6 protein-coding genes (1 of these 6 only partly in view) are annotated in these 13,088 nt (G+C 29.4%); all 6 read left to right on the top strand.

Features of this window, described 5'->3' with window-relative positions; translation table 11 throughout:
• The first annotated feature begins 9 nt into the window (after positions 1-9).
• Complete coding sequence (locus ACKTTC_RS14810; protein WP_408040624.1) at positions 10-870, top strand: T9SS type A sorting domain-containing protein; 861 nt, start codon at positions 10-12, stop codon at positions 868-870.
• A gap of 62 nt (positions 871-932) precedes the next feature.
• A complete protein-coding gene (locus ACKTTC_RS14805) occupies positions 933-1,946 on the top strand; it encodes a hypothetical protein (RefSeq protein WP_408040623.1) in 1,014 nt (337 codons plus the stop codon).
• A 179-nt stretch (positions 1,947-2,125) separates the two neighbouring features.
• Positions 2,126-2,578, top strand: coding sequence for a tetratricopeptide repeat protein (locus ACKTTC_RS14800; RefSeq protein WP_408040622.1), 453 nt, complete (start codon positions 2,126-2,128; stop codon positions 2,576-2,578).
• 63 nt (positions 2,579-2,641) lie between these two features.
• The gene (locus tag ACKTTC_RS14795) at positions 2,642-3,634 is read left to right on the top strand and encodes a hypothetical protein (RefSeq protein WP_408040621.1); all 993 of its coding nucleotides are present in this window, start codon (positions 2,642-2,644) and stop codon (positions 3,632-3,634) included.
• A 28-nt stretch (positions 3,635-3,662) separates the two neighbouring features.
• Positions 3,663-5,519, top strand: a complete 1,857-nt coding sequence (locus ACKTTC_RS14790; RefSeq protein ID WP_408040620.1) for a tetratricopeptide repeat protein — start codon at positions 3,663-3,665, stop codon at positions 5,517-5,519.
• 543 nt (positions 5,520-6,062) lie between these two features.
• A protein-coding gene (locus ACKTTC_RS14785; RefSeq protein WP_408040619.1) for a T9SS type A sorting domain-containing protein crosses the window boundary here: on the top strand, positions 6,063-13,088 show its 5' portion. It continues 825 nt past the right edge of the window; 7,026 of the gene's 7,851 nt are visible here — the first part of the coding sequence; its start codon is at positions 6,063-6,065; its stop codon lies off the right edge, out of view.

The raw sequence follows: 13,088 nt of genomic DNA, 5'->3' as shown, positions 1-13,088 counted from the left end.
TCAAGTTACTTGGACAATACAGATGATCAAACATTAACTTTTACAGGAACAGATTTAAGTATCAGTGATGGAAATAGCGTTGACCTATCTAGCTTAAGAGATGGAACAGGAACTGATAATCAAGATTTAGAACTGACTGGGAATACTTTAAGTTTAACGAATGATGGTACTACAGTTGATTTATCAAGTTACTTGGACAATACAGATGATCAAACATTAACTTTTACAGGAACAGATTTAAGTATCAGTAATGGAAATAGTATTGATCTTTCTAGTTTAAGAGATGGAACAGGAACCGATAATCAAGATTTAACATCAGCAACACTTTCTGGAAATACATTAACAATTGGAATAGAAAATGGAACGTCTGCTACTGTAGATTTATCTCCAATTTTAGAAGTACAACAAGCACAAATAGAAGCATTACAAACGCAAGTAGCAGCACAACAAACCTTAATAGAAACTGAGCAAGCATTAGTTGCTGCACAACAAGCAGAACTAACTAGGCAAGAGGAAAGAATTAATGATTTAATTACTAGAGTTGAAGCAATTGAAAGTTGCGCATGTGAAGGAACTTTAAGCAATGGAGGAAATTTAACTGCTAATAAAAACCAACCTATTTTATATCAGAACATTCCAAATCCATTTAATGGAACAACTTCTATCAAATATTACGTGCCAGATACGTATGAAAAAGCAGCTATAGTGTTTAGTAATACTTCTGGGCAAATAATAGATACTGTGCATTTAAAAGAAAGAGGAGAAAAAGAATTGTATTTTAATAGTGCGTCCTTACCTGTTGGAATCTATTTTTATACCTTATATGTAAATAACCATAAGGTAGCGACGAAAAAAATGATCATAGAATAACACAAGAATATTTAATGTATAAAAAAGCTTCATCTTAGGTGAAGCTTTTTTATTTTAGTCAAATGTTTAATAACGTAAATGTCGATAAATTTAATACGGTTTTAATACTGATATCTTTACTATTAGCCTATTTATTACCATTCGAATTATTTCTGATTTCCTATGCTATTTTAGGACCTTTACATTATATAACTGAGATTAATTGGATTCAAAATAAATCCTATTTTCTGAAAGAAAAATATTGGTTGCCTATTTGCTTAACGACGGCGTTTATAGTATTTCTTCCTGCATTATTCAATCTTGATATTTTAAATAAGTGGTTTCAAGAATCAACAAAGAGTTTTGTTAAAAGTATTGGAGCCTATACAAACGTAGCTATTTTTATAAGCTTACTAAGTGCGTTTACATTTTTGTTTATCAAAACCTTATATAAAAGAGTATTAACATTAATCTTTTCAATCTTTTTGAGTTTTGTTTTGGTACAGAACAATACATTTAATTTAGTATTCGGAATATTTTTACCAACAATTATTCATGTATACGTATTTACCTTATTATTTATGTGGTATGGAAGTATTAAACAAAACTCTAAAGTTGGTTTTTTCAATGTTTTTTTAATAGCAATTGTTCCCATTAGTATTTTCTTACTACCCGTAAATGAAGGTTGGCAAATAATGTCCACTTATGTAAAAAATACATATGTAGAGAATAAATTTTATCTTATCAATGTAAGCCTATCTAAATTGTTAGGAATATCAGATGGAACAACATTCAATTTTTCAGATAGTACTACAGCTAAAATACAGTTATTCATATCTTTTGCATACACCTATCACTATCTAAATTGGTTTTCTAAAACGAATACAATAGGATGGCATAAACACATAACCAAATCAAAATTAATATTGCTTTTATGTGTTTGGATACTCTCCGTATTATTATACGTATATAATTATAAATTAGGATTAATAGTACTACTTTTCTTAAGCTTTATGCATGTTTTCTTAGAGTTTCCAATCAACTTAATTTCTATAAGAGAAATCGTAAAACATTATACTCAAAAAATCATAAAGTAATATCAAAAGATGGGGAATTGATAAATAATAGTATTTTTGATTCCATGATAAGGTATTTGTTGACTACACTATTTTTCTTTGTAACTTTTCTTTCTAAAGCTCAAGAAATCTCCGATACTATTGCAAACCTGCAAGAGAAAATCAAAAGCACAAAGAGCCGTAATGAAAAAATTCAGTCAATGCTAACGTTGGCAGAATTACAATACGATAGAGACTTTGCAATGTCGAAGGAATTATTAGCAGATGCATTTAATCTAATTGGAGAAAAAAAAGATAGTGCAAGTCAAAAACAATTGGCTTATGCTTATGTTGTTGGAGGAGTAATCAAAAGAAGAGAAGGTCTATATCCCAAAGCTTTAGAAAATTATTTAAAAGCAAAAAGGATTTACAATGATTTTAATGACGAGCAAAATGTTTCGGATGTGTTGCATAATATGGCAATGGTATATCGATACCAAAAGGAACATCAAAAAGCAATTGATTTATATAAAAAATCAATTGCAGTAAAGGAATCTTTAAATGATATTCATGGAATAGGAGCAGGGTATAATATGATGGGGATTTCTTATCGTCATATTAAAAAGTTAGACTCTGCATTGGTTTTCTATAATAAAGCAAAGAGTTTGTTTTAATCTATAAATAGTGTAGATGATATTCAACGTGTGAACAATAATTTAGTCAATTTATACATAGATATGAAAGCGTATGATAAAGCGCTTGCGATTATAGAATACAACTTAAATTATGCTAAAAAGAATAATAAACAATCATCACTTTGTACTACATATAGAAATGCCTCTAGTGTATATAAAAAAACAAAAGAATATAAAAAATCATTAGCATATATAGATTCGTCTATAACCATTGCAGAAAAAGAAAAATTCAGGCAGTTATTATCTAAAGGATATTTACGTAAAAGTTATTTAAATGCGCAGTTGGGAGATTATAAAGCTGCCTATGAAAATTATAGAATATTCAACAGACATTCTGATTCTATTTATAACATAGAAAACATAAAAAAAATTCAAGCTTTAGAGCTAAACAATGAATTTAAGCAAGAAAAGAAAGAAATAGAGTTGAAAACGGAAGCAGCTACAGCTAAAAAGAAGTTTTACCAAATTCTATTTTTAATTACAATTGTTGGCGGAATAGCGATAGGAATTTTATTCTATTTGAATAATAAGAGTCGTTCAAAAGTTTTACAAGAAAAATTAGCAAAAGAAAGAGCTCAAAAAGAATTATTAGATCAAAAAATAAAAGCAAGTGAAGAAGAAACAAAACGACTAATTGCAGATAATACCATGCGTTTAGAATTTAAAGAAGAACTTATAGAACGAATTCGTAAAGAAATTGTTCCTGAAGCAACGGGTAAATTAAAAACGGCAATTAACTCAATGATGTCAGAGTTACAATTACAAGTAACAACTGAAGGAAAATTATCTGAAGTACAAACAAAAATTAATGAAGTAAATAAAGGTTTTGATGCCAAACTAAGAGAATTATATCCTACATTAACAAAGTCAGAGAGAGAGATTTGTGCATTATTGCGTTTAAATTTATCCATTAAAGAAATCATGACAGTAAGAAATGCTTCTCTAGACTCAGTTAAATCAACACGATATAGAATTCGAAAAAAAATGAAATTAGCTCCAAAAGAAGAATTAGAAAGATTCATACAATCTATTTAAATTGTTAATTATCTAAATCCTCATCACCATGAAATATCTTTTAACCATTTTAATGTTATGTATTACTACAGTAAGTTTCTCACAAACAAAAATAGATACGTTACAGCAAAAGTTTAAACATAGTACCAGTGAAGAGGAGCAACTCAAAATTCTTGATAGATTAACGAAGGAAATGATTCGCTCGAATCATCCTAAACAAAAAATATATTTAGAAAAACTAATATCATTAGCAAAAAAGCAAGGTGATTACGATTTAGCAGCTTCAAAAACTAGATTTATTGCACAACAGCATATTTATGGAGGAAAGCCAGATTCTGCAATTTATGTAGTAGAAGAAATGCTAAAGGAAAAACCAAAATTCAAAAAAACGAAATCTGAAGCACATTTGTTACTAAAAAGAGGGGGAGCTTATTTTAATAAAGAGTTGTTAGATGTTGCAGCGAAAGATTATGACGAAGCTGCAGATTTATTTCTAATCTCAGGAGATTCAATTTTTGCAGCAGATGCACGTTATTTTGCAGGTCAGGTATATACAAATCTAAAAGATTTTTTAAAGGCGTTAGATAGATATGAAAATGCCTATAAATTATATTCGATTTTAGGAGATAAACAATATGCAAACCTAGCGCAAACAGAACTGGGAGGATTGTATGAGATCAACCGATTTTATGATAAAGCTATTTTAGAAAAGAAAAAATCATTAAGAGAAGCGTTAGTAATTAAAAATTATGCAGGTGTTGCCACAGTGTATCTACACTTGGCTGGAAATTACTTCCATAAAAAAGAATTAAAAAAATCAAAAAAATACATAGATTCAGCAGTTAGCTTTATAGATAGTATTACTTCAAACGTAAAACAAGAACGCACAAAAACTTATGTAGAAATTTATAGTCTTCGGTATTATTTAGAGAAGAACGATTTAAAAAATGCAGAAAAGCATTTAATCGCAGCAGAAAAACAAAAAGAAAAAACAGACGCACCAGAATACTACAATACCTTTATACAATACTACAAAGCATTGTATTATAAAAAGATAGGAAAGTATAACGAAGCAGAAAAAGCTTTAAATAAAATACTATCTAAAAAAGGGCGTATAAGCAATATAGGTACCTATGTAAAAGCTGAAAAACTAGTGGCTGAGATTTATGCATTAAAGAATAATTATAAAAAAGCCTACGAACATGCTGTTCAATATTTAAAGGCAAAAGATTCATTAGACCGTGAAATAAATACAAATACCTTTTTATACTATCAAACACAATTCGAAACAGAAAGAAAAGACAATGAAATTTTCAAAAAAGAAGCTGCGATAGCATTATTAGAAAAGGATAATGAAATAGAAAAAAATAAAAAAGATACATTATGGATTATAATTATTTTCATCCTAATACTATCTTCTGTGATTTCGTATGCTATTTGGAAACAAGGAAAGCTAAAACGAAAAGAATTAGCAAAAAAAATAGCAGACAATAAAAAAGAATTAAATGCTTACACAAAATTGCTAATAGAAAAAAGTAAAACACAACAATCTTTAACAGAAGAAATTGAAAATTTAAAAGAAGAGATTGGAGCACAACAATCTGCTGAAAAATTACAAGATTTAACAGCAATTAAAATTCTTACAAATGAAGATTGGTATGCTTTTAAAGAAAAATTTAAAAGAGTATACCCAAACTTTTTTGCTAGTATTAAAAATAAAGGTTTTGAACTGACAAAAGCTGAAGAACGATTAATCGCAATGGAAAAGCTGTATTTAGATACAAAAGAAATTGCAAGTATGTTAGCCATTTCTCAAGATAGCGTTACAAGAAGTAGATCTAGATTACGTAAAAAAATAAATGCTCCTAAAGGAAGTTCTTTACTAGATTACTTAGAAGCTTCTTAAATAAAGAAGAGAATTTTGTAGTATTATAAATAGTAAATGTAAGTAGCAATTCGATTAGCGGTAAAAATCTGAAAGTTAATGAAGAGCTATATTTTTAGCTGTTTTTAATTTGTCTTTGCCTTAAATAATTAACTTCGAAGTTAGTTGGTAATGTAGTAGTTTTTTTTAAATAAATCACTCGTTATAAGTAATGCGTTTACCATATTTCTTCATTTTTTAATGCATTATATAAAGTTTTTTAAAGTTCTAATAATAATCAAATTAGAGATAAAGATGTGCTGTGGATGATTTTTTAATTCACTGTTATTTAGTTGTTTGTTTTAGATTACCACTTATTGCCACCGTATTAAATAGTATTTGGAATAAGAAGATTGCAACTTTGTAATATCATGTTTTTGATGGAATCAAAAACATGATAAGGGAATGTGTAAGTGTTGTAAATTAAAGGATAAAGTTCTTTTGTCCGTTTTTTGTCCGTTGATTTTTTCGGCCTTCACATGATAAATTAATTTCTTTGAATTCGATTTGTTAAAGTTATAGGGGATGAGAACAAAACTACTTCTAATCAATTTTTTATTATTATTTAGTTCACTTTTAGCACAAGAAACTTATGTGCCAGATGATAATTTCGAGAATTATCTAGAAACACATGACGCAGATGGAAATGTAGTTGCTGTAGGAGATGCTACAAGTATGGGAAATGGAATTGTTAATGATAATTACGTAACAACTTCTCGAATAATAAATGTGACAGATTTGGATATTTCGGGATTAACGATTAGTGATGCCACAGGTATTGAAGATTTTACAGCAGTACAAAATCTTAATTGTTTTAATAACTCATTATCTAGTATTAATCTTTCGCAGAATGCAGCATTACAAATCCTTTCTATAGGCAGAAATAACCTTACTAGCCTAGATTTATCACAAAATACGGCATTAACTTTTGTAAGTTGTTTACGAAACCAAATTACAAGCTTAAATGTTTCTCAGAATACAATGCTAGAAACTTTAGGTTGTAGTAACAATCAACTCAACAATCTTGATGTTACTAATAACACTGCATTAAAAACCTTATCTTTTTACAGCAACCCTATAGGAAGTATAGATGTAACTCAAAATTCATTATTAGAAAATTTAGATTGTGTTGATACACAACTTACTGTTTTAGATGTAACTCAAAACCCAGAGTTAATAGAGTTACAGGCATACAATAATGCTCTTACTAGCTTGGATTTGAGTAATAATGTAAAGCTTGTAGAATTATTTATTGAAGATAATCAAATCACGAGCTTAGATGTATCTCAAAATACTGTTTTAGAAGATTTGTCTTGTGCTAATAATGCATTAACATCTCTCAATATGAGAAATGGAAACATCACAAATTTTAATAATGGTGATTTTGACATTCGTAATAATCCTGGTCTAACATGTGTAGCAGTGGATGATGTAGCCTATGCAATAACGAATTTTACAAGAAAAGATGCTACTACCAGTTTCAATTTAGATTGTAGAGAAATTAGTGTTCCTGACGATAATTTTGAAAATTATTTAGAAACACACGATGCAGATGGAAATGTAGTTGCTTTAGGAGATGCTACAAGTATGGGGAATGGTATTGCAAATGACAATATAGTATTTACTTCAAGAATAGAAGGTGTTGAAGAATTAGATATCGACAATTTATCAATTTCTGATTTAACAGGTATTGAAGGATTTGTTGCGTTGAAAACATTATTCTGTCATGATAACACAATTGAAAATATAGATCTATCACAAAATATAGCATTAGAAAGATTAGATTGTTATAAATCTGGTGTAAGGACATTAAATATTTCTCAGAATACTGAATTAACCCTTATTCAATGTTTTAGAAATGAGTTGACTTCGTTAGATGTGAGTAATAATACAAAACTAACTCGAATTGATGTATTTAATAATCAGCTTACAGCATTAGATATTTCTCAAAATACTGAGTTAACTTCCATAAACTGCGCTAGAAATCAAATAAATAGTTTAAATGTTTCTAATAATGTAAAGCTAACTGACTTAACTTGTTATGAAAATAACTTAAACAGTTTAGATGTTACCGTTCTTCCTTTATTAGAAGATTTAGATTGTGTAGGTAATAATTTAACAACCTTAGATCTTTCTCAAAACCCAGAGTTAGTAGAACTGCAGGTATACGAAAACAATTTAACTAGTTTAGATGTAAGTAATAACCTAAAGTTAGTTGAACTATTTGCTGAAAGTAATAGCATTACAAGTTTAGATGTTTCAAAAAATACGGTTTTAGAAGATTTATCTGTAGCGTTTAATCAATTGACATATCTAAATATTAAAAATGGAAATAACACGAATTTAAATCCTAATGATTTTGATATTCGTAACAATCCAGGATTAACGTGTGTTACAGTTGATGATGTAACGTATGCAAATACAACATTCCCTAGAAAAGATGCACAAACAGAGTATAAGTTGTTCTGTACAGAAACTAACATACCAGATGATAATTTTGAAGCCTATTTAGAAACACACAATGCAACTGGTGGAGTTGTTCCGTTAGGAGATCCAACAAGTATGGGGAATGGTATTGCAAATGATGATAAAGTAGCAACTGAAAGAATTCAAAATATCACATATTTAAACATTTCGAACCAAGGAATTACAGATTTAACAGGTTTAGAAGATTTTGTAAGTTTAGAACAGTTAAGAGCATTCGACAATACAATTACTTCAGGAAGTATAGATTTTACAGCAAATTCAAACTTAACAGAAATTTATTGCTCAGACATGGGGTTAAATACTGTTGATGTTTCTGGATTAACAAAATTAGAACGTCTTGAATTTCGTAATAACAATCTATCTAGTATTGATGTAAGTTCTAGCTCAAACCTAAGTTATTTTAATGTTGATGGAAATAATTTTGCTACAGTAAATGTAAGTGGGAATACGTTATTATCAGATTTAAGAATAAGAGATAATGTTGTATTAAACTCGTTAGATGTTTCTAATAATAGTAACCTAGTAAGATTATATGTAGGTGGAAACTCGTTGACCATATTAGATGTTTCAAGCAATACTTTATTAGAAACAATTAGTGCGGGAGAAAATCAATTAACGACTATTGATGTAAATGGATTAAACAATCTAACAGATTTATTTCTTGAAGATATGCCAACACTAACTTCTTTAGATGTTTCAAGTAACATAAACCTTGAAGATATTGGAGTTAGCAATACTGGTTTATCAGTTTTAGATTTAAGTAGCCTTACAAAATTAATTGAAGTATATGCAAACAATACAGGTATCACAGAATTAGATTTTAGTGCAAGTCCAGATTTAGAATATGTTGAATGTCAAAACGGGCAGTTAACATCTTTAAATATGAAAAACGGAAATAATAGTGGGAGTATAGAATTATACGCCACTGGAAATGCTAACTTATTTTGTATTCAAGTAGATGATCCTTCTGCAACTTATTTATCAGGTTGGGAGAAAGATGCTACAGCTAATTTTAGTGATGATTGTAATTGGACATACGTTCCGGATGATAGGTTTGAAGATTATCTAGAAACGCATGATGCGAATAATAATTTTGTAGCTGTTGGAGATCCAACAAGTATGGGGAACGGAATAGCGAATGATAATTTTGTAAAAACAGCTAATATTGAAAGTGTCACTAATTTATTTATAGCATTCCAAGGAATTACGGATTTAACAGGTTTAGAAGAATTTAGAGCATTAGAAACTTTGTTTATATTCAATAATACGTTAACCGATACCAATTTAGATCTTACTGCTAATACAAGTTTAACGAGAGTTGATGCTAATGATATGGGGTTAACAAGTATTAGTATTTCTGGATTAACCCAATTAGAAACAATAAATGTATCTCGAAATAATCTTACAACTATAGATTTATCTACAAATACAGCGCTTAAAGAATTAATTATTTCTACTAACAATTTAACAGGATTAGATATAAGTAATAATATCTTATTAGAAGATTTACAAATTCATGAAACAACATTAACTACTATTGATGTGAGTGCAAATGTAAACCTAACAAGAATTTTAGCTTCTTTAAACCAGTTTACATCATTAGATACTCAGAATAATACATCACTTGAAACGTTAAACTTATCTAGAAATCCATTATCATCTTACGATGTAAGTCATTTAACAAATCTTCAGGATTTAAGTTTAGATGAAACAAATATTACTTCAATAGATATTAGTAAGAATACGAATTTAGTAGAATTCAGTGCTAGAAATATTAATGAATTAGTAGAGTTAAATGCAAGAAATGGAAACAACAGTAGCTTTACTGAATTTGAAGTAGATAGTTGTCCAAACTTAACGTGTATTGAAGTAGACGATCCAACTGCTGCTTTTTTAACAGCACCAGTTTGGTTAAAAGATGCTACAGCAAATTTTGCAGAGTACTGTCGATTTACCAATATTCCAGATGCAAACTTTGAAGCATATTTAGAAACACATAACGAGTTTGGAGGAACCGTTGCTTTAGGAAGTTCCAACAGTTTAGGTAATGGAGTTATCGATGATAATTTAGTACCAACAGCAAAAATAGAAGTCATTCAATTATTAACGCCAAGAAATGAGGGTATTCAAGACTTCACAGGAATTGAAGACTTCGAAAGTTTAATTCGTTTTTGGATAGATAATAATACATTAACTAATACCGATTTAGATTTAAGAAATAATACACTATTACAAAGTGTAACCCTTGAAAATACTGGTATTACAAGTTTGAATATAAATGGATTAACAGTGTTGGAGGGATTAGAGGCTGCAAACAATAGTTTAACAGCTTTAGATATTGCAACAAATACTGGTTTAAGATTTTTAAATGTTGGAGATAATAATATAACAAGTTTAGATATTAGTAATAATAATCTTACAAGTTTAACAGTAACAAATAATAGATTAGGAACAATTGATATAAGTACTCAAGTTAACTTAACATCTTTATACTGTGAAAACACAAATATCACAATATTAAACCTTGAAAATAACCCATTATTAGAAAACTTAGACTGTGATTTAAATCCATTAACAAGTTTAGATGTAACGAATCTTACAGATTTATTTTTCTTATCGTTTAGTACTACAAGTATTGCTGAAATTGATTTGAGCAATAATACAAACTTAAGTCGATTGGAGTGTAATACTACACCGCTTACTTCTTTAGATTTAGGAAATCAAAATACCTTAGATAATTTATCATGTACAAATGCATTACTAACAAATTTAAATCTAAGAAGTGGAAATAATGCTGATTTGGATAATGTAGATGTAACAGGAAACCCGAATTTAACATGTATTTCTGTTGATGATCCAGCAGCTGCTGCATTATTAGGGACATGGTTAAAAGATGCAACAGCAAACTATGCAGAATACTGTAGATTAACCTACGTACCAGATGATGCTTTTGAAACGTTCTTAGAAAATAACGGTTATGGTAATGGAGTTATAGACAATTATGTATATACAGCTTTAGTTGAGGTTTCTGAAGGTTTTAACTTACATAATGGATTAGTAGAAGACATGACAGGTATTGAGGATTTTAGAGATATGTGGTTCTTAGGATGTCGTAATAATACTAACTTAACAAGTATAGATCTAAGTAAGAATACTAAGCTTACTGTAATTACTTTAGCGAATAACAATTTAGCAAGTTTAGATTTAACCAATAATGTGTTATTAGAGCAAGTATATCTTGACGATAATGCTAATTTAGGAGATGTAGACATTTCTAAACTTACTGCTCTAACTAATTTGAGTTTATCTAATACGGGGATCAATTCTGTAGATATTTCTACGAATCCTTTGTTAAGACAATTAATCCTAAACAATAATAATTTCACGGAGTTAGACATATCCGATTATCCAAGTATCGTACAATTACGTATAGCAAATAACCAATTAACATCGTTAAATGTAGCGAATGGAAACAACGATAATTTTACATGGTTTGATGCACAAGGAAATCCTGGTTTAACTTGTATTAAAGCCGATAAAGTAGTTCAATTGCATCCAGACATTTGGGTGAAAGATGCTACAGCTAGTTTCGCATTATACTGTGATGTGACATATATAGCTGATGCTAATTTTGAAAACTATTTAGAAACTCATGATGCTGATGGAAATGTAGTTGTTCTTGGAGATGCTATAAGTTTAGGGAACGGAATTGCTAATGATAATCAGGTGTATACGGAGAAAATTAAAACTGTAGTTGATTTAGATCTAAGTCGTTTAGATATTACAGATTTAGGAGGTATTGAAGCGTTTACAGCTTTAGAAGTATTAAATCTAGATTATAATGATTTAACTACATTAGACTTATCTAGTAATTCAAACTTAAGAATTCTGGATGTTGCAGAGAATGATTTAACAGAATTAGATTTATCAGTTATCCCAACATTAGAAGAAGTAGAATTACGATCTAACAAAATAAGAACATTAACAGTAAACAATCCAAATCTTAGGAAACTTAGAGCAAGTAAAAATCAGTACACATATTTAGATGTAACCAATTGTCCACAATTAGAAGAACTTGGGGTTACACAAACATTATTAGTAGCATTAGATGTTAGAAACGGAAACAATAATTTAATGACTGATTTTAATGCTAGGTTTAATGATTATTTGACATGTATTGAAGTAGACGATGCTTCTGCAGCATATTTAACAACGTGGGATAAAGATGCTACAGCAAGTTTTAGCGAAGATTGTAATGATGCAGTTTGGACTGGAGCAAATGGAACAGATTGGACAAATAATGGAAACTGGTCTTCAAATGCTGTAGCAGAAACAACACAAAATGTAGTAGTACCAGTCTTGGTTACATCACCAATTATAAGTTCTGGTGTTATTGCTGAGATGAATGATTTAAGAATTGAGGAGTTATCTTCATTTACTGTAGAAGATAATGGAGTTGCAATCGTAAACGGAAACTTTAGTACTACAGAAGCAATAAACATACAATCATCAGCAACTACTAGTGGTACATTTATAGTAAAAGGAACCGCAAATGGAAATGTTACTTTTGAACGTTCAGGCTTAGAAGCGAATAAATGGAGTATGATTACAGCGCCAGTTTCAGGGCAAAGTGTAAAACAATTTGTAGAAAATTCAGCAAATGATATTCGTATAAATACTACAGTTACACCAAATAGATATGCAGTGGGACATTATGATGATAGCAGAGCAGATGGAACTAAATGGGTATATTATACAGTAGATGATTTAGCAAGTGATACAGTTACATTTGAAGAAGGAAAAAGCTATATTGTATCAAGAGAAACTAATGGATCAGTAACATTTACAGGAACTTTACAAACAAACGATCTTTCCGTTGGAGTAGCAGCAGAGCAATGGAATGCTATTGGAAGTCCGTATACTGCATATTTACCAATTAATAATAATTCAGATGTAAACTTTATTCAGGAAAACCTAAGTAAGTTCGATCCTGCTTATGTTGGAGTGTATGTTTGGGATAACGACCAAAATAAATATGTAGCAAAAACATTAGTAAGCGCAGCG

Origin of the sequence: Tenacibaculum amylolyticum, assembly GCF_964511145.1 — a bacterium.
In the GTDB taxonomy this organism is placed as follows: Bacteria; Bacteroidota; Bacteroidia; order Flavobacteriales; family Flavobacteriaceae; genus Polaribacter; species Polaribacter amylolyticum.
This window is presented reverse-complemented; position numbering and strand designations above follow the sequence as displayed.

What these genes read in the sequence shown, in the direction of transcription:
- ACKTTC_RS14805 (WP_408040623.1), top strand. Translation starts at nt 933, where the DNA reads ATGTTTAATAACGTAAATGTCGATAAATTTAATACGGTTTTAATACTG.
- ACKTTC_RS14800 (WP_408040622.1), top strand. Translation starts at nt 2,126, where the DNA reads ATGCTAACGTTGGCAGAATTACAATACGATAGAGACTTTGCAATGTCG.
- ACKTTC_RS14795 (WP_408040621.1), top strand. Translation starts at nt 2,642, where the DNA reads ATGAAAGCGTATGATAAAGCGCTTGCGATTATAGAATACAACTTAAAT.
- ACKTTC_RS14790 (WP_408040620.1), top strand. Translation starts at nt 3,663, where the DNA reads ATGAAATATCTTTTAACCATTTTAATGTTATGTATTACTACAGTAAGT.